This is a genomic window from Arthrobacter sp. AK01, from assembly GCF_021109375.1.
Lineage (GTDB): Bacteria > Actinomycetota > Actinomycetes > Actinomycetales > Micrococcaceae > Arthrobacter.
Window position 1 is genome coordinate 1 of record NZ_JAJOHP010000001.1, and the last position, 17,634, is coordinate 17,634.

The following is a 17,634-nucleotide window of genomic DNA, read 5'->3' on the forward strand; positions in this document are numbered from 1 at the left end:
CCCCTGCCGGGCGCGCGCCCGCCGCGGCCGCGGGGGGTGCAGTCCAACCCCCCCCCCCCAAAACCCCCCCCCCTGCCGCGGGGGGCGGCGCCCCCCCTTCTGGCTTGGTGCAGGACTACGCCTTGTTCGGGCCTTCGACGGAGTCCTTGGCGATGGGGTCGTTACCGCCCACCACGAGCCCTGTCCGGAGGCTGGGGGGAGCCACGCCGCCAGCGGCCTTCTTGGAGCCACGGCGTTCGATCAGGATGGCGATCCGTGAAACGGTCAGGTTGATCAGGATGTAGATCGCAGCACCGACGAAGAAGGCCGGGAACAGGAAGTCCGGGCCCAGGAAGTCGGCCATGATCTGGATTTTCCGCAGAAGTTCCTCGTAGCCAACGATGTACCCGAGGGAAGTGTCCTTGAGCAGGACCACCAGCTGGGCGATCAACGACGGCAGCATCCGGCGGACGGCCTGCGGGAATTCGATGGACATCCGCGACTGGAAGCTCCGCAGGCCAATGGCCAGGCCGGCTTCACGTTGTCCCTTCGGCAGGGACTGGATGCCTGCACGGAGGATTTCGGCGAAGATGGCGGCGTTGTAGAGCGTTAGGCCCACCACTACAGCTTGGAACTGACCGGTTGCGAAAACCAGCAGGACGAACAACATCATGAGGACCACGGGCATGCCGCGGAGGAACTCGAGGACCACCTGGGTTGGAATGCGGATCCAGGCGATCAGGGAGATTCTCAGCAGGCAGAGGGCTATGCCCAACGGGAAGGCAATGATTGCTGCGACTGCAGCTGCAGCCAGCGTGGAGAGAATGCCTTGGCCGATCAGGCTCCAGACATCCGGGGCCATGGGGCCGTAGAAGATCTCCCAGCGGTCTGCGTCGAAGATGCCCTGCTGAGCCAGAGTTGTGACGGCAATGGCAAGGACACCGAGGATGATCAGGATTCCGGCTGCGGATCCCAGGAGCGAGTAAAGGCGGGCTTTGGGCCCGGGGACGTCGTACAGGACCGAAGTCATCGGGCAATCGCCACCTTTCGTTCAACAAAGTGCGCCAGAAGACCCAGGGGCACCGTGATCAGGAGGTAGAAGAAGGCCACCCCGAGCAGGATCCAGAGGACTTGGTCTCCGTAGTCGTTGGAGAGCTGGCGGCCGTAGCCGAACAGCTCGAGGACGAAGAACGCGCCGGCCACCGAAGAGTTCTTGACCAAGGCGATCAGGATATTGATCAAAGGAGGTATGACGGTTCGGACGGCCTGGGGAAGCACAATGAAGCCCAGGACCTGGGTGAATGTCATGCCGATACTGCGGGCAGCTTCTGCTTGGCCCACCGGCACGCTGTTGACACCGGAACGGACTGCTTCGGCGATGAAGGCTGCCGTGTAGCTGCTCAGCGCGATGATGGCGGCGACTTCGAATTGCTCGAATTTGACGCCCAGCCGGGGGAGAACGATGGCTGCGAAGAAGAAAATGATGGTCAACGGGGTGTTACGGGCGACTTCAACATAGAACATGCTGAAACCGCGGAGTGCAGCCACGGGGGAAACCCTCATGGCCGCCAGGAGTGTGCCGACAAGGAGGGCAATGATTCCTGAAATTACGGAGAGATAAAGGGTTCGGAGAAATCCGTCCCAGTATTCGGGGAGGCTTGCTATGACGGCGTCCATGGCTTCCTTTGACTGCAGCTAATCAGGGAACAGGGTCCTGGAGTGGTCAACTGCCGCCGTCCGGAAGGGGCGGCGGCAGCTAACGGATCCCGACTAGTAGCGGTTGATCGCAGGAAGTTCAGGAGTGGTCTTGATGACCTTGCCTGCGGTGGCTTCCCAAGCCTTCTTGTATTCGCCGTCCTTCTGGAATGCTTCGAGCTGATCGTTGATCCAGTTGCGGAAGACGGTGTCGTCCTTCTTCAGGCCGATGCCGTAAGGCTCCTTGGTGAAGGTCTCGTCCGAGGCGAGCTTGAAGGCGTCCGGTTCCTTGTCCACGTAGCCGGCGAGGATCACGTTATCCGTGGTCACTGCAACTACCTGCTTGTTGCGCAGCGGCTCCAGGCAAGCGGTGTAGGTGGCGGCCGGAACAACCTCTGCGCCGTACTTCTCTGCGATGGTCTTTGCCGGGGTGGAGCCCGTCACGGAGCAGACCTTCTTGCCGGAGACGTCTTCAGGCTTGGTGATGGAGTTGTCGTCCTTGTTCACCAGCAGGGCCTGGCCGGCTTCGTAGTAAGGTCCGGCGAAGGCAACCTTCTCCTTGCGGGCGTCGTTGATGGTGTAGGTGGCGATGACCAGATCAACGCGACCCTGCTCAATGAACGATTCACGGTTCTGGGAGACGGTCTCTACCCATTCGATCTTGTCGGCAGGAATGCCCAGCTTGGCGGCGATTGCCTTGCCCATTTCGACGTCGAAACCGACAGGCTTGCCGTCAAGGCCCTTCTGGCCGAACAGGGGCTGGTCAAACTTGGTGCCGATGGTGATCTTCTGGGCTTTGTTCAGCTTCTCCATCGTGGTGCCGGCTTCGAAGCTCGCCGAGGCCACAGGGGTAGAGGTGGTGCCGCTGCCGCCACATGCGCTCAGCGAGAGGGCGAGCACGGCAGAAGCGGCCACCAGCAGCGACTTCCTCCGGGTAATGAAAGCCTTCATGACATTCCTTTCTTAGGTTGGCCGTCGTTCGGCCTGGGTGAGGTCTTTACGGCCTGGGGTGCGGGCGATAAGGAGCTAGTGGGTCAAAAGCTTGGACAGGAAGTCCTTGGCACGGGTGCTCTTCGGGTTGGTGAAGAATTCCTCCGGAGTTGCGTCTTCCACGATCTGGCCGTCAGCCATGAACACCACACGGTCAGCAGCCTTGCGGGCAAAGCCCATCTCGTGGGTGACCACGATCATGGTCATGCCCTCCTTGGCCAGCTGGATCATGACGTCCAGTACTTCGTTGATCATCTCGGGGTCCAACGCCGACGTGGGCTCGTCGAACAACATCACTTTGGGCTTCATGGCCAGTGCTCGTGCGATAGCCACACGCTGCTGCTGGCCACCGGAGAGCTGGGCGGGAAGCTTGGGAGCCTGGTGCCCGACACCTACGCGCTCCAGGAGGGCCATGGCTTCCTTGTCAGCGGTTCCCTTGGCCACCTTCTTTACCTTGATCGGGCCCAGGGTGACGTTCTCAAGAATCGTCTTGTGGGCGAACAGGTTGAAGGACTGGAAGACCATTCCGACGTCGGCACGCAGGTGCGCGAGATCCTTGCCTTCTTCGGGAAGCTTCTTCCCGTCGATGGCGATATCGCCGTCATCGATCGTTTCCAAACGGTTGATCGCACGGCACAGCGTGGACTTACCGGAACCGGAGGGCCCGATGACCACCACCACTTCACCCTTCTTGACCTGAAGGTTAATGTCCTTGAGGACGTGCAATTGACCGTAGTGCTTGTTGACGCCATTCAGGGAGACGAGGGCATCGCCGGACGCTTGAGTAGTCATACGACGAATCTAGCGAACAAAGAAGCAAATATGACCACGGTCACGGCAACTTCCTGAAGATCGTGACTGAACAGAAACCTGCCCCACAGCGATATACCAGACTGCAATGCAAGAAGCGGGTCGCGGCGACAGAGCAGGCACTCATAGGCGCTAGCCTTGGGCAATGAGCATCAGCCAGCACCCAGTACCCCACTCCGATGCCAACGGCCATGTCAAGGCGGCCCATGTGCCCCTGCCTTCGGAGATTGCCCCGGCGAAGCACAAAGGCTCCCTGGAGCTTCGGCGCAAACAAGCGGATACGGGCATGTCGGACCAGCATTTGCTGGATACGAGTGGGGCCGGACAGTTCATTCACACCGATCCGTGGCGTGTCCTGAGGATTCAGAGCGAATTTGTGGAGGGCTTCGGGGCCCTTGCTGACCTGGGCCCGGCTGTCAGCGTGTTCGGTTCCGCACGTACAAAGCCGGGCACCGAGTACTACGAGATGGCCGTGGATGTTGGTCGCAAACTTGCCGAAGCGGGCGTCGCGGTGATCACCGGCGGCGGGCCTGGTTCCATGGAAGCGGCAAACAAAGGTGCCGTGGAAGGCAATGGAGTCTCCGTGGGTCTCGGCATTGAATTGCCGTTCGAACAGGGCCTCAACCAGTGGGTGGACCTGGGCATCAATTTCCGGTACTTCTTCGCCCGCAAGACGATGTTCGTCAAGTACGCCCAGGGCTTTGTGGTCCTTCCTGGTGGGCTGGGAACGCTGGACGAACTCTTTGAGGCAATGGTGCTGGTTCAAACCCGCAAGGTGACGTCGTTCCCCATCGTCCTCCTGGGCGTGCGGTTCTGGGGTCCGATGATCGAGTGGATCAGGGAAACATTGGTCGCGGAGGGCATGGTGTCCGAAAAGGACCTTGACCTGATCCAGTTGGTTGATGACCCTGCAGATGCGGTGCACCGCGTTTTGCACGGGGCGCCGCTTCCTCCCACGCCCAACGGAAACCAGCGCCCAGAATAGGCACTCCTTTCTGGCACCATGGACCTGTGAGCTTTTTCCTGGTGTTCCTCGCGATTGTCCTTCTCGGCGCTGCGCTGTACCTCGGAGCCGGGATGGTCCGGGGGCGGTCGATTGGAGCGGGCCTCGACGACCCCGTACCAAACCTGCCCCCCGTGGTGCTGCCGTCGCAAGCAAAGCCCTCCGACGTCGATTCCCTGCGTTTCGCATTGGGGCTGAGAGGGTACCGGATGGACCAGGTAGACCAGGTCCTGGATGACCTGCGTGACCAGCTGCTGGCCAAAGACCGTGAGATAGAAAGACTCAATGCACTGGCACAGCCGCGGCTGGAGGACGGCGAAACCAAGCGGATACAACCGTGAGCCGGGCGGCTCCGATCCAGACCGAAGGCGCTACGGCCCGGGTTTCGCATGCGGTCTCGGCCGCGGTGGCCCGGATGGGCGCGTGGCCGTGGTGGCTGCAGGTTTCCCTGGTCTTTGTGGCGGCCAGAGTGGTCAGCGCCTGTATCTTCATGGCCGCCGCCATTCACCAGGGAACTAACCCGTGGTTCCCGCCAGCGCCGGATTACTGGAACTTCATTACCATCTGGGACGGACGCTGGTACCAGGAAGCCGCAGACAAGGGCTATCCCTCGGAACTGCCCGTGGATGCGAACGGCGTGGTCAAGGAGAATGCCTGGGCCTTCTATGCGCTGTTTCCCTTCCTGGCCCGCGGCGTGTCCGCGATCACCGGGATGGGTGCATTGCCTGCCCTCACGGCCATTGCGATGCTGGCCGGCCTGGGTGCGGCACTAGTCATTTACAAGCTCTTCCGGGAGTTCGCCGGCAGGCGCACGGCGATGTGGGGCGTAGTCTTCGTTTCCACCTTTCCGGTGTCCCCGATCCTGCAAGTCCCGTATGCCGAGTCCTTGAACCTGCTGCTGCTGGCGGCCTCCCTGCTGCTGGTCGTCCGGCGCCACTACCTTGCCGCCATTCCGGTTGTGCTCCTGATGTGTTTGTCCAGGCCAACCGGAGTCCCGTTTGCCGCCATGCTGGGGCTCCTGTTCCTGTGGCGGTTATGGGGCCGGCTGCGGCCGCCGGCAGCAGCGCTGGAAACAGTAGGCAGGACTGCAACAGGTGGCACCACAACAGATCCGACGTCGACGCGCAGCTTGGTGTCACTGGCCGTCCTGGTGTTCGCGACTGGCCTGGGAGCCTTGGCATGGCCAGCCATCGCCTGGGCCGTGACTGGGGACCCTGCGGCCTACACCCGTACGGAAACGGCATGGCGCGGACACGATCTTGTCCCCTTTAAGCCGTGGTTTGATACTGGCCGGATGTTGTTCGGGCCAGTTCTGGGTGTGCTGGCGCCCTTTGTCTTCACCGCCCTTTTTGTGTTGGTGATGATCTCCAAGCCCGTCCGGGCCCTAGGGGCTGAACTCCGCCTGTGGTGCGCCTGCTATATGGGTTATCTGCTGGTATTCCTGCATCCGCAGACCAGTACCTTCCGGATGTTGCTACCTCTTTTCCCGCTGGCCTTGGGTGCGGCGCTGCTGTCCAAGTCCAGGGCCTATCGGGGGACTGTGGTGGTCCTGTTCGTTCTCCTCCAAATCGTGTGGGTGGTATGGCTTTGGGCATGGGCTCCGTTACCCGGCGGTGGCGACTATCCGCCCTGACGTGGAGCTTTGCCCGGGAAACACAATATGTACAAAGCCCGGACAAATAGCCCGCTGATTCGCTACGGACGGGTAAGTACGGGATAATGGACTACGAGCAAGGACAAAGCACCTAAAAGTGCCCGGCCAAGGCGGCCTCCCAAGCGGTGCCGCCGGCTGCAATTGCGACGCGGATCCAGCCCGGCCGGGTTGGGCGTGACTTGGGACAAATGGAGGGGATTTTCCTAATGGCGGCTATGAAACCACGTACTGGCGACGGCCCTATGGAAGTTACCAAAGAGGGACGCAGCCTGATCATGCGTGTGCCACTCGAAGGCGGAGGACGACTTGTAGTCGAACTCAATGCCGCCGAAGCGGAAAACCTCAAGGAATGCCTCGTAGGTGTGACCGAATAGATTTAGAAGCAGGGCCTGGCGGGAGCCGGGCCCTGCTTTTGTTTAAGGCTCATGTCTAGGCCCGCTCGGACCAGACACACGCTACTTCTTGACCGCCACAAGCAGGCCATCGCCGGTGGGCAGCATGGCTGAAGCCAGCCGCTCGTCGTCGCGGATTGCCTTGCCAATCTGGCGCAGGACCACGGTGGTGGAGTCGCGCGCTGCCGGGTTGGCTACACGGTCCTTGTCCAGGGCGTCGTTGATCACCAGCGTTCCGCCGGACTTGAGCAGGCGGATCGCCTGTTCCACGTACTTGGGAAAGTTCGGCTTGTCGGCGTCGATGAAGACGAGGTCGTAGGCGGAATCGGTCAGGCGTGGCAGCACGTCGGCAGCGCGGCCCGATATGGTGCGCGTGCGGTTGGCTGGGCTGCCGGATTCCAGGAACGCTTCCCTGGCGGCCTTGAGGTGTTCGACATCGACGTCGATGGTGGTCAGGACTGCCTGGGGGCTCAGGCCCCGCAGCAGGCAGACGCCGGAAACTCCGGCGCCGGAACCCACTTCAACCACGGTCTGGGCCTTGGAAGCGGCAGCCAGGACCGTCAGGACCGCCCCGACGCCCGGGCTGATGGGCGTGACTCCCAGCTCGAAGGACCGTTCCCGGGCGCGCAACAAGACGTCATCCTCAGCAGGCAGATCTTCTGCATAGGACCAGCTGCTTGACTTGTCGGCACTCATGAAGGGTTTCGCTTTCCGCGGGTAGGGGTGTTTGTACCAGACTACTGTGTCCGCGCCCGTATACCCGCTGTTGGGCAGCCGCCCTGAAGCTGTGTCCGGGAGTGTATTCAGCCCTGCGGGAAAAACGCCCGCCAGTCAGGAAATTCCCAGACAACCTTGGGATGATATTGCTCCGGTCATCCATGAGGTGGGCGGCGCCGAAGACTCGGTGAACCACAGTTTGAGGGGAGTGGACGATGCCGGCATCGCATGCTGCGCCAGTCCAAGCATCGGAAAGCCTTGAGGCCGTAAGTGACTGGGTCATGCCCAGCTGGGAGGAAGTGGTTGCGAACCACTCCGCCAAGGTATACCGCCTCGCCTATCGCCTGACCGGCAACAAGTTCGACGCCGAGGACCTCACCCAAGAGGTGTTTGTCCGGGTGTTCCGGTCGCTGGAAAACTTCAAACCGGGGACCCTGGATGGTTGGCTGCACCGCATCACCACCAACCTGTTCCTGGACCAGGCCCGTCGCAAGAGCCGTATCCGTTTCGATGCCCTTGCAGAGGACGCCGAGTCCCGCTTGCCCGGCCGCGAACCAGGTCCGGAGCAGAGCTTCGAGCACAACAACCTTGATTTGGACGTCCAGCGCGCGTTGGAGGAGTTGCCGCCGGACTTCCGCGCCGCCGTCGTGCTGTGCGATCTTGAAGGCCTCTCCTATGACGAGGTTGCAGAGGCGCTGGGTGTGAAGCTCGGTACCGTCAGGTCCCGTATTCACCGCGGCCGGACCATGCTGCGCGAGAAGCTTGCCCACCGTGACCCCCGACCCGCGGAGGCACGCAAGCCGCGCCTGAAGATGCCGCGCATCGCCAGCATTCTTTAGGACGTCGATGCCCCGACATCCTCTTCGTCCGGGACGGTCGTCCCGGCGCAAATTGGCTGCGCTGCGCCATACGCGAAGCCCGGAACACGTGCAGGAATGCGTTGCCTGCAGTACGGCGCTGCGCCGGGAGCGGCAGTACCTTGAACGTCTTCAGAGTGCCTCCGTGCCCGAGGCCAGCCAGGATCTCGCTGCCCGGCTCATCCAGCACACCGAACGGCTTGCCAACGAGCCGGATTACTTGATCCCAGCCCAGGCATCCAGGGGAGGGCTGCGTCGTGGCCTACGTATTGCGGGCGTCGCCGCGGGCACCCTGGCGGTCAGCGCCGGCGCCCTGGCGGTCTCGGCGTATGTCGTAGCAGGCGATAATGAGGCCCAGGTGCTTGCGGGAACCAGCGAGGTTGGTGCACTCGCGGGCGCGTGGACGGGAACCCCGGCAGAAACCACACTGGGACCCGCTTTCCGCGCCGGCAGCACCATCAGCTTGAGTGATGCACAGTTGGATAGCCTGCGCGAAGACGGATGGGCATGCCCCGAACTGTCGGCGATGGGCTTCCACATCGTGTCCGCCCAGGCAACCGAGCGCAATGGCCATCCAGTTGTGGAGCTCCGCCTTGAAAGCAATGGGCACTACGCCACCATTGTGGAGGAACACCTGCCGGCGGATCAGCCCGGCACCGGACGATCCACCTCGGCGCAGCTTTCCGTCACGCAGGGTAGCCCGTGGAAGGCTGTCTACACCATGCCTGAGGCCGTGATCAGCTATGCGTCCGACCTCCCGGCAGATACCGCGGATGACGCCGTCCCCGAGATCGTCCGGGCCGGGGAGTCAATGGCCGTTCTGCCTTCCAACGAAGGGTCGGAGGCATGGCACGCGAGACTGCTGCGCGGGCTCCAGACCCTTCTCCGGCCCGCCGGTTTATGAGCGACACCACAGACAAGGTAATCTTCGTAGCGTGTTTGGAATCAACGGCCCGGAGTTCATACTCCTTCTGATTATCGGCGTACTCGTCATCGGTCCCAGCCGTTTGCCCGAATACACTCAAAAGCTCGCAAACCTGGTCAAGGAAGTCCGGCGGATGGCTTCGGGTGCGCGTGAGCAGATCAAGGAAGAAGTCGGCATCGATATCGATGAAGTCGACTGGAAGAAGTACGATCCCCGCCAGTACGATCCCCGGCGCATCATCAAGGATGCACTCCTTGATGATGACACCAAGCCCGTCAGTGCCGGTGCGCCTGCTGTTGCAGCTACTGCTGCTGCGGGCGCGGCTGCGTCGGAGACCAAGCCCAAGACCCCCACCCGGGTCATCGAGCGGCTGGCTGAGGGCGAAGCTGCACCCTTCGATTCCGAGGCAACCTGACCCGACTGATAATGCCGCCCTCGCGAGCGGTAAGGGTCAGCGGGGTTCGATCCCCAGTGACAGCCCCGACAATCCGCGGGGCCGTGAGGCCAAAGCGGAGGCGACTTCCAGCATCGCCTTGGCAGCGGCCGTTTCGGGTGCTGCCAGGACCACGGGCTTCCCGGCGTCGCCACCCTCACGCAATCGGATGTCCAACGGAATCTGGCCCAGTAGCGGAACTTCGCTGCCTACGGCAGCGCTCAACCGCTCAGCCAGGATGGCACCTCCACCACTTCCGAACAATTCCATCCGGCCGCCGTCGGGCATCTCCAGGAACGACATGTTCTCGATGACGCCCGCCACCTTCTGCCCTGTCTGGGTGGCGATGGTTCCGGCGCGTTCAGCGACGTCTGCTGCAGCTGCCTGCGGCGTGGTCACTACCAGGATCTCGGCGTTGGGCAACAACTGGGCTACGGATATGGCGATGTCGCCCGTGCCCGGAGGCAGGTCCAGGAAAAGGGCATCGAGGTCGCCGAAATAGACGTCCGTCAGGAATTGTTCAAGGGCGCGGTGGAGCATGGGTCCACGCCAGGCGACCGGCTGGTTGCCTGCAACGAACATGCCGATCGAGATGACTTTCACGCCGTACGCCACCGGGGGCAGGATCATGTCGTCCACTTGGGTGGGCTTTTGGGTGATCCCCATCAGGGCCGGCACTGAGAAGCCATGGACATCGGCGTCCACAATGCCCACGCGCAAGCCCTGGGCGGCCAGTGCACAGGCGAGGTTGACGGTGACCGAGGACTTGCCGACACCACCCTTTCCACTGGCAACGGCGTAGACCTTGGTCAGCGAACCAGGCTTGGTGAAAGGTATGCCGCGCTGTCCGCCGGGTCCCCGGAGTTGCTCTTTGAGGGCTTCGCGTTGGGCCGGGGTCATGACCTTCAGTTCCACGTCCACGCCTGTCACGCCGGGGACATTGGACAACGCCGCTGTGGCGTCCTCCGTAATGGTCTCGCGCAGCGGGCACCCGGCAATGGTCAGCAGGACAGCTACGTGCACGGCGCCTGCATCGTCTGCAGACACCGATTCCACCATCCCGAGTTCCGTGATGGGCCGGCGGAGCTCGGGATCAATAACGGTTGCCAGGGCAGCATGAAGAGCCTCGGCGGATGTGGTGCTCATACGGTCAGGTCCGGCTTTCGGGGTCTTCGGGAGTTGGTTTGGCGGTGGAGTGCTGCGGGCCGCTGGCACGGGGCGGGCGGACCTTCGGAATCTGCTGGGTGCGGGGGCCACGCGACTTATCGCGCTTCTCCTTGAGCTTCTCCTTGACCTTCTCGCCCGGTGACTCCGAGCCATCAGCGGAGCCTTCGTTCTCGCGGAGTTCCTCCTGGGCATCGATGATGTCTTCGAGCAGACTCCTGAGCTCGGTCCGGACATAGTCACGGGTGGCCACTTCGCGCAGGGCGATGCGGAGGGAAGCCAACTCCCGGGTCAGGTACTCGGTGTCGGAGAGGTTGCGTTCGGCGCGTTGGCGGTCCTGCTGAAGGGAGACACGGTCCCGGTCGTCCTGCCGGTTCTGGGCCAGCAGCAGGAGGGGAGCGGCGTACGAGGCCTGCAGCGACAGCATCAGGGTCAGAAGGGTGAAACCCAGCTCCATCCGGTCGAACTGCCAGTCCGTGGGCGCGAAGGAGTTCCACGCAAGCCAGAACACGCAGAACACCGTCATATAGACAAGGAACGTGGGCGTACCCATGAAACGGGCGAAACCCTCCGTCGCGTTGCCGAAGGCGTCCGGGTTGGGGGAGAACTTGGGCAGTATCCGCTGCCGGCCGCTCAGGGGCGTATCCAGGCTGCTGCCGGAGCGTCCTGTGGACTTGGTGGATCGGGTGGCGTTGTTATCAGCCAATGCGGCCTCCAAGTTTCCTTATAGGGGCATCGTCCTCGTGGGCGCGCCAGTCATCCGGCAACAGGTGATCCAGCACGTCATCAACAGTCACCGCCCCCACAAGGCGGCCGTCGTCGTCCACGACTGGAAGGGAATTCAGGTTGTACGTGGCCAAGGTCCGGGCAACTTCGCTGATGTGGGCCTGGTCCGAAAGCGGTTCCAGGTTTTTGTCCACGAGGTTGCCCAAAGGTTCCGGTGGCGGGAAACGCAGAAGCTGCTGTATATGCACCACACCAAGGAAACGGCCGGTGGGTGTCTCCAAAGGCGGGCGGGCAATGAAGATGGATGAGGCCAGCGCGGGTGAGAGCTCCTCGCGGCGGACGTGGGCCAGTGCCTCAGCTACGGTCGCCTCCGGCGGGAGGATGACCGGGACAGGGGTCATCAAGCCACCTGCGGTGTCTTCGTCGTACTCCAGGAGGCGGCGGACATCCTCGGCTTCCTGGGGCTCCATGAGCTGAAGCAGCTCTTCTGCTTGCGCGGACGGAAGCTCGGCGAGGAGGTCGGCGGCGTCGTCAGGATCCATTTCTTCAAGCACGTCTGCGGCGCGTTCAACGTCCAGCGCGGAAAGGATCTCCACCTGGTCATCCTCCGGTAGCTCCTGGAGGACATCGGCGAGGCGTTCGTCCTGAAGCTCGCTGGCCACCTCAAAACGCCTTTTGTCGCTCATTTCCTGCAGGGCCTCGGCAAAGTCCGCGGGCTTGAGGTCCTCGTGGGTGGCAACGAACTGGGTTGCGGCCTGGGGCTCGTTGTGGGCACCGGTCTGGGCATCGGCCCAATCGATGATGAGGGTCTCGTTGCGGCGGAGCCTGCCAAACGGCGACAAAGAATGTCCGCGGCGGACAAAGAGCTTGCTGACAAACCAGTCTTTGGACCGGTGCTGGTCCATGGCGATGTCCTCGATCGTGGCGTCTCCACTGCCGTCGGCCAGCGTCACACGGCGATCGAACATCTCGGCCACCACCAGCGTTTCGGCGCCGCGCTGCTCGAAGCGGCGCAGGTTGACCAAACCGGTGCAGATGATCTGCGTCTGGTCGATGGACGTAATGCGCGTCATGGGAACGAAGACGCGCTTCTTGCCCGGCACCTCCACCACGATGCCCACCACGTGGGGGGCTCCACGGGTCCCGCGGGAGAGCACCACGACGTCGCGCAGGCGGCCTAGACGGTCGCCCAAGGGGTCGAAGACGTCCAAGCCGAGCAGGCGCGCGACAAAGACGCGTGAAGGATGTGTGCTCATGTTTACAGGCTACCGAGTCTGCTCTCTTTTAGCTGAATTCCAGCTGTTACACATGTCCATGAGACACAATGGGGCTATGTCTAACATTTTTGGTGCTCCCAAAGCCGTAGAGGAATCCCGCAGCGTCCCCCAAGGCGACACTGTGGGCTCATACACCTCGTATTTGGATGCCCAGAAGGCGGTGGACTACCTCGCGGACCAGCAGTTCCCGGTTCAGCTGGTGTCGATCGTGGGCAACGACCTCAAAATGGTGGAGCGGGTGACCGGCCGCCTGAGCTACCCGAGGGTGGCATTGTCAGGCGCTTTGAGCGGCATGTGGTTCGGCCTTTTCGTCGGTGTCATGCTCTCCTTCTTCACACCCGCGGGTGGTCCGTTCTCCATCATCACCTCGGTGCTGATGGGCGCGGCGTTCTTCATGCTCTTCGGAATCGTCACGTACGCCACGCAACGCGGGAAGCGTGACTTCACCTCCACCAGCCAGGTGGTGGCCACCAATTACGATGTCATCGTTGCCGTGGAGGCAGCGCACGAAGCCCGGCGGTTGCTCCAGCAGCTGCCCATGAACCCATCGCAGGCAGCCACGGCCCAGGCGCCAAACTACAGCCCCCAGAATCCTCCGCTGCATCAGCCGGGCCAAGCGCCGGAGCGTCCTTCCACGTGGAACGACCCCTACGGCCAGCGCGGCCCCGAGCCCACCGCCGGCGTCCCTGAGGGCCAGAACGCACCCGCCGGGACAACGGCCCCTGTCGCCCAGGAGCCTGTGCAGACCCCGGCGCCGGCAGCCGTCCGTTACCCGGACCTGCCCGACGGCCGACCGCAGTACGGTGTGCGCGTCACGGAAGGCCAGAACGCACAGCAGGGGGATGGGCGGGAGTCCGGCTCCGAAGATTCGTCCAAGCAGTAGAAGAAGATAAGTGCTGGACAAGAATAAGTTCTGAATAAGGGAAGGCCACCGGATCTCCGGTGGCCTTCCCTTTTTGCAAAGCAGTGCGGTCAGGCTTAGCCCTGCGCCTCCTGGTAGATGCCGGCCATCCAGGACTCAACGTCGTCGGCCTTCCGCGGCAATGCGGCGCTGAGGTTGACGGGACCGTCGGCGGTCATCAGGATGTCGTCCTCGATCCGGACACCGATTCCGCGGTATTCCTCCGGAATGGCGAGGTCCTCATCCTTGAAGTAGAGGCCGGGTTCAATGGTGAACACCATGCCCTCGGTGAGGATCCCATCAAGGTAGAGTTCGCGCTTTGCCTGGGCACAGTCGTGGACGTCCAAGCCGAGGTGGTGGCTGGTGCCGTGCGGCATCCAACGGCGGTGCTGTTGGCCTTCGGGGCTGATCGCTTCCTCGACGGAGACAGGGAGGAGCCCCCATTCTGAGAGGCGTTCGGCCAGGACCGTTGTTGCCGCTGTGTGGATGTCGCGGAACTTCACGCCAGGCTGGGCCGCCGCGAAGCCGGCGTCGGCGGCGTCGAGGACGGCTTCGTACACCTTGCGCTGGACGTCGGTGAAGGTGCCGGTGGCAGGAAGGGTGCGGGTGACATCGGCCGTGTACAAGGAATCGGCTTCCACTCCGGCGTCCAGGAGCAGGAGTTCGCCGGCATTCACGGTTCCTGAGTTGCGGTTCCAGTGCAGCACCGTGGCGTTGTTTCCGGAGGCGGCAATGGTGTCGTAGCCGAGTTCGTTGCCTTCCTCACGGGCGCGGGCAAAGAAGGCACCCTCAACAACACGCTCGCCGCGCTTGTGGGTCAAGGCACGGGGGAGTGCGCGAACCACGTCGGCGAAGCCCTCAACGGTAGCCGCGACGGCGATCTTCATCTGCTCGATTTCCCACTCGTCCTTGAGGAGGCGCAGTTCAGAAAGTGCTTCGCTGAGCTTTTCGTCCAGGGTATCGAGTTCGCCGAGGTCCAAGGTCTCGGGGTCCTTGGCGGTGTTATAGCGTGCTGTGTCCACCAGGGCATCGATGTTCTCATCCACCTTGCGGACCAGCCGGATGGAAATGCCACCGATTTCCGGGGCGCCCACGTTCTTGGTGATGGCCATCTCGAGTTCGGCGATGTGCGCGGTGGGCAGGCCCAGCCGTGCTTCGAATTCGGCCAGGGTGGGACGGGCGCCGATCCAGAACTCGCCGGCGCGGGAGTCCGCGTAGAACTGTTCGGTATCGCGGCCTGCCAGCGGACGGAAGTAGAGCGTCGCGGTGTGGTGACCGCCGTCGTCGCCCTTTCCTTCCGCAACCGGCTCCAGGATCAGGACGGCGTCGGGCTCGTGGTCCAGGCCCAACCCTGTGAGGTGGGCGAACCCCGAGTGGGGGCGGAAGCGGTAGTCGCAGTCGTTGGAGCGGACCTTCAACGGTCCGGCCGGGACAACAAGCCGCTCGCCCTTGAACAGTTCGGAGAGGGTACGACGGCGGCGGGCGGCATGGTCCGCGACGGCGTCACGCGCAGGGGTCACCTGCGCGGCAGGCGCCCAATTGCTGGCCATGAATGCCTTGAAGGCATCGGACGTGGGCCTCTGTGAGCGGTTGTTGACGCGCTCTTGCAGCGGCTGGGAATTTGAGGAGTCCATGTTTTGGGTGTTTTCGGCATCGTTCACCGTTACATCGTCCCACCAGTTCCGTGAGGAGGCCAACGGCGCAGCGCTCCAAGCCGGGCTGCATCCAATAGGCTGTGAAAGTGAGGATAGACCTGCATGCGCACTCCAACGTTTCCGACGGAACCGAGACACCCGCGGGGGTGATTATTTCCGCTGTGGCGGCAGGCTTGGACGCGGTCGCTCTGACTGACCACGATTCCACGGATGGCTGGGAGCCAGCGGCTGCAGCTGCCCTGGAACATGGCATCTCCTTTGTCCCGGGCATGGAGATCTCCTGCCGAACGGAACAGGGCATCAGCGTCCACTTGCTCAGCTACCTGCACGACCCCGCCCACCCGGGATTGTTGGAGGAGATCACCAAGTCCAAGGATGCCCGGCTCACCCGTGCCGAGCACATGGTCACCTTGTTGTCCGAGGACTATCCCTTGACCTGGGACGACGTCATCCACCACGTCGCCCCGGGTGCAACTGTCGGGCGCCCCCACATTGCCGATGCTTTGGTCGCCGCTGGCGTCGTCGCCGATCGGACCGAAGCCTTCACCTCCATCCTCACCTCACATTCGCGGTACTTCGTGCAGCACTACGCGCCCAACCCGGCGTTCGCCGTCGAGCTTGTCCGTGCCGCGGGCGGCGTTCCGGTCTTCGCCCACCCGGTGGCGTCATCGCGGGGTCGCATCGTGGGGGAGCGGACGTACAGGGAGATGATCGACGCCGGACTGCTGGGACTTGAAGTCGAGCATCGGGACAACCCGGAGGATGGACGCGGGTTCCTGCGGGGGTTGGCGGCGGAACACGGCCTGCTCATGACGGGCTCCTCCGACTATCACGGAGCGGGCAAACCCAACCTCTTGGGCGAGAACATGACATCGCCGGAGGTTCTGGCACGGATCGAGGAGTTGGCAACAGGATCCACGGTGATTCGGTGAAGGGGGTCCGCTGATGGATTTGCAGCTGCTCGCATCGGTGATCGTTACGTTGTTCGTGATCATGGATCCACCCGGTACGGTGCCCATTTTCATGTCATTGACGGCCCAGATGTCCGCGAAAGACAGAAACCGCTCTGCGTTCCAGGCGCTCTTGGTGGCCACTGGCGTGATCGTCGTGTTCGCGATCTTCGGTCAGTCCATCCTGAACTACATGCATATTTCGCTGGCGGCCTTGCAGGGTGCCGGTGGCCTGCTGCTGGTGCTGATCGCATTGCAGCTCCTGACTGGTTCCACCAGCGGCGAGGAGAATGCCGCCAAGTACAAGAACGTCGCGTTCGTGCCTCTGGGTACTCCCTTGATGGCCGGTCCCGGCGCGATCGTGGCGGTCATGGTCTTTGTCCAGCAGTCCACCGAATTGTCCGAATATTTGGCCGTGGGACTTGGCATCGCGGCAGTGCTGGCCTCGCTGTACCTGGCGATGCGGTTCGCGGGTGTGGTGCAGCGCGTGCTGGGCGAGAACGGCGTGGAGCTTGTTACCAGGATCGCCGGCCTGCTGCTCTCCGCCATTGCGGTGCAGATGATCGCAGACTCCGTGACGGCCTTCGTCAAAGGCGTCGCCTGAAGCCCGGTTTGAACGTTCTAGAGGCTGGTGGGCTGGATCTCGTGGAAGACGGCCTTGGTGCCCAGTCGTTTACGCATGACCTCGATGGCCTGTTCATTCTGGTCTACGCACACAAAGCTGCGGCCCAGTTTGGCTGCCACGGCACCGAGGGTTCCGGAGCCTGCAAAGAAATCCAGGCACCAGTCGCCCTCACGGCTTGATGCTGAGACGATCCGGCGGACCAGTCCTTCGGGCTTCTGGGTGGGATACCCGGTCTTTTCGCGGCCGGTGGGCGAAACAATGGTGTGCCACCAGACATCCGTGGGCAATTTTCCGAGCTCTCGCTTTGCGGGCGTGACGAGGCCCGGTGCCATGTACGGTTCCCTGTCCACTTCGGCGTTGTCGAAATGGTACTTGGTGGGGTTCTTGACGTACACCAGGATGTTGTCGTGCTTGGTTGGCCAACGGTTCTTGGCGCGGGCGCCGTAGTCGTAGGCCCAGATGATCTCGTTGAGGAAGCATTCCCGGCCAAAGATGGCGTCGAGCATCACCTTGGCATAGTGCACCTCACGGTAATCGAGGTGAAGGTACAAGGTGCCGTCGTCAGCCAACAGCCGCCAGGCCTCTACGAGCTTGGGTTCCAGGAAGGACCAGTAGTCGCTGAAGGCGTCGTCGTAGCTGTGGAGGGCGCCCTTGATGGTGTCGTAGGACCGGCCTTTGAAGCCGACGCGGTCGCCGTCGCCGTCCGCGTTGCGGACCATGCGGGTTTCCTGGCGACGCTGGACCCGGCCGGTATTGAAGGGCGGGTCCACGTAAATGAGTGTGAAGGCGCCGTCCGGCAGCGAAGGGAGGAATTCCGCGTTGTCCGCGTGCACCACCAAATTGCCGCCGTCCGGCGCCCAAACAGTTTCAGTCATTGAGGT

Annotated in this window: 20 protein-coding genes; 10 read left to right on the forward strand and 10 right to left on the reverse strand. The window is 62.7% G+C overall.

What is annotated here, in order from left to right:
• Positions 1–115: 115 nt before the first annotated feature.
• From LN996_RS00005 to LN996_RS00020, 4 genes are all read right to left on the reverse strand, one after another.
• A complete protein-coding gene (locus LN996_RS00005) occupies positions 116–1,009 on the reverse strand; it encodes an amino acid ABC transporter permease (protein WP_231337910.1) in 894 nt (297 codons plus the stop codon).
• Positions 1,006–1,656 (reverse strand): amino acid ABC transporter permease, encoded by a 651-nt coding sequence (locus LN996_RS00010; RefSeq protein ID WP_089595689.1) that lies wholly within the window; start codon positions 1,654–1,656, stop codon positions 1,006–1,008. Before LN996_RS00010 ends, LN996_RS00005 begins: the two co-directional genes overlap by 4 nt.
• A 93-nt stretch (positions 1,657–1,749) precedes the next feature.
• Positions 1,750–2,625 (reverse strand): glutamate ABC transporter substrate-binding protein, encoded by an 876-nt coding sequence (locus LN996_RS00015; RefSeq protein ID WP_231337911.1) that lies wholly within the window; start codon positions 2,623–2,625, stop codon positions 1,750–1,752.
• Between the two features lie 75 nt (positions 2,626–2,700).
• Entirely contained in the window at positions 2,701–3,456 is a 756-nt protein-coding gene (locus LN996_RS00020; protein ID WP_062072913.1) for an amino acid ABC transporter ATP-binding protein, read from the reverse strand.
• 163 nt (positions 3,457–3,619) lie between these two features.
• On the opposite strand from LN996_RS00020, the gene LN996_RS00025 reads away from it, so the two are divergent.
• The 4 genes from LN996_RS00025 (at position 3,620) to LN996_RS00040 (ending at position 6,505) form a co-directional block, all read left to right on the forward strand.
• Entirely contained in the window at positions 3,620–4,459 is an 840-nt protein-coding gene (locus LN996_RS00025) for a TIGR00730 family Rossman fold protein (protein WP_231337912.1), read from the forward strand.
• A gap of 26 nt (positions 4,460–4,485) precedes the next feature.
• Positions 4,486–4,818 carry a DivIVA domain-containing protein gene (locus LN996_RS00030; RefSeq protein WP_231337913.1) on the forward strand — a complete coding sequence of 111 codons (333 nt, stop codon included), beginning with the start codon at positions 4,486–4,488 and terminating at the stop codon, positions 4,816–4,818.
• A 74-nt stretch (positions 4,819–4,892) separates the two neighbouring features.
• Positions 4,893–6,110 carry a hypothetical protein gene (locus LN996_RS00035; protein ID WP_231338299.1) on the forward strand — a complete coding sequence of 406 codons (1,218 nt, stop codon included), beginning with the start codon at positions 4,893–4,895 and terminating at the stop codon, positions 6,108–6,110.
• A 227-nt stretch (positions 6,111–6,337) separates the two neighbouring features.
• The gene (locus LN996_RS00040; protein ID WP_064721643.1) at positions 6,338–6,505 is read left to right on the forward strand and encodes a DUF3117 domain-containing protein; all 168 of its coding nucleotides are present in this window, start codon (positions 6,338–6,340) and stop codon (positions 6,503–6,505) included.
• A gap of 81 nt (positions 6,506–6,586) precedes the next feature.
• Here the strand turns inward: LN996_RS00040 and LN996_RS00045 are convergent, their stop codons facing one another.
• Positions 6,587–7,219, reverse strand: coding sequence for an O-methyltransferase (locus LN996_RS00045; RefSeq protein WP_090818104.1), 633 nt, complete (start codon positions 7,217–7,219; stop codon positions 6,587–6,589).
• A 236-nt stretch (positions 7,220–7,455) separates the two neighbouring features.
• Between LN996_RS00045 and sigE the strand changes: the two genes are divergently transcribed.
• From sigE to LN996_RS00060, 3 genes are read left to right on the forward strand one after another with little or no spacing between them, the layout of a single operon-like run.
• Entirely contained in the window at positions 7,456–8,079 is a 624-nt protein-coding gene (gene sigE, locus LN996_RS00050; protein WP_231337914.1) for an RNA polymerase sigma factor SigE, read from the forward strand.
• A 7-nt stretch (positions 8,080–8,086) separates the two neighbouring features.
• Positions 8,087–9,001 carry a hypothetical protein gene (locus LN996_RS00055; protein WP_231337915.1) on the forward strand — a complete coding sequence of 305 codons (915 nt, stop codon included), beginning with the start codon at positions 8,087–8,089 and terminating at the stop codon, positions 8,999–9,001.
• 31 nt (positions 9,002–9,032) lie between these two features.
• Positions 9,033–9,437, forward strand: a complete 405-nt coding sequence (locus tag LN996_RS00060; protein ID WP_231337916.1) for a Sec-independent protein translocase TatB — start codon at positions 9,033–9,035, stop codon at positions 9,435–9,437.
• Between the two features lie 36 nt (positions 9,438–9,473).
• On the opposite strand, the gene LN996_RS00065 is transcribed toward LN996_RS00060, so the two are convergent.
• From LN996_RS00065 to LN996_RS00075, 3 genes are read right to left on the reverse strand one after another with little or no spacing between them, the layout of a single operon-like run.
• Positions 9,474–10,601 (reverse strand): Mrp/NBP35 family ATP-binding protein, encoded by a 1,128-nt coding sequence (locus LN996_RS00065; protein ID WP_231337917.1) that lies wholly within the window; start codon positions 10,599–10,601, stop codon positions 9,474–9,476.
• Between the two features lie 4 nt (positions 10,602–10,605).
• The gene (locus LN996_RS00070; protein WP_231337918.1) at positions 10,606–11,337 is read right to left on the reverse strand and encodes a DUF1003 domain-containing protein; all 732 of its coding nucleotides are present in this window, start codon (positions 11,335–11,337) and stop codon (positions 10,606–10,608) included.
• Positions 11,318–12,601, reverse strand: a complete 1,284-nt coding sequence (locus tag LN996_RS00075) for a magnesium transporter MgtE N-terminal domain-containing protein (RefSeq protein WP_011775428.1) — start codon at positions 12,599–12,601, stop codon at positions 11,318–11,320. The genes LN996_RS00070 and LN996_RS00075 overlap by 20 nt, the downstream gene beginning before the upstream one ends.
• A 76-nt stretch (positions 12,602–12,677) precedes the next feature.
• On the opposite strand from LN996_RS00075, the gene LN996_RS00080 reads away from it, so the two are divergent.
• A complete protein-coding gene (locus LN996_RS00080; RefSeq protein WP_231337919.1) occupies positions 12,678–13,505 on the forward strand; it encodes a general stress protein in 828 nt (275 codons plus the stop codon).
• Positions 13,506–13,600: 95 nt separating this feature from the next.
• Here LN996_RS00080 and LN996_RS00085 read toward each other — a convergent pair whose 3' ends face one another.
• Complete coding sequence (locus tag LN996_RS00085) at positions 13,601–15,184, reverse strand: aminopeptidase P family protein (RefSeq protein WP_231337920.1); 1,584 nt, start codon at positions 15,182–15,184, stop codon at positions 13,601–13,603.
• 80 nt (positions 15,185–15,264) lie between these two features.
• Here LN996_RS00085 and LN996_RS00090 point away from each other — a divergent pair, with 80 nt between their 5' ends.
• Positions 15,265–16,110: a PHP domain-containing protein gene (locus LN996_RS00090; RefSeq protein ID WP_231337921.1), complete on the forward strand. Its 846-nt coding sequence runs from the start codon at positions 15,265–15,267 to the stop codon at positions 16,108–16,110.
• Between the two features lie 13 nt (positions 16,111–16,123).
• Positions 16,124–16,732: a MarC family protein gene (locus tag LN996_RS00095; protein ID WP_231337922.1), complete on the forward strand. Its 609-nt coding sequence runs from the start codon at positions 16,124–16,126 to the stop codon at positions 16,730–16,732.
• Positions 16,733–16,749: 17 nt separating this feature from the next.
• On the opposite strand, the gene LN996_RS00100 is transcribed toward LN996_RS00095, so the two are convergent.
• Positions 16,750–17,628 (reverse strand): site-specific DNA-methyltransferase, encoded by an 879-nt coding sequence (locus tag LN996_RS00100; protein ID WP_231337923.1) that lies wholly within the window; start codon positions 17,626–17,628, stop codon positions 16,750–16,752.
• Positions 17,629–17,634 lie beyond the last annotated feature (6 nt).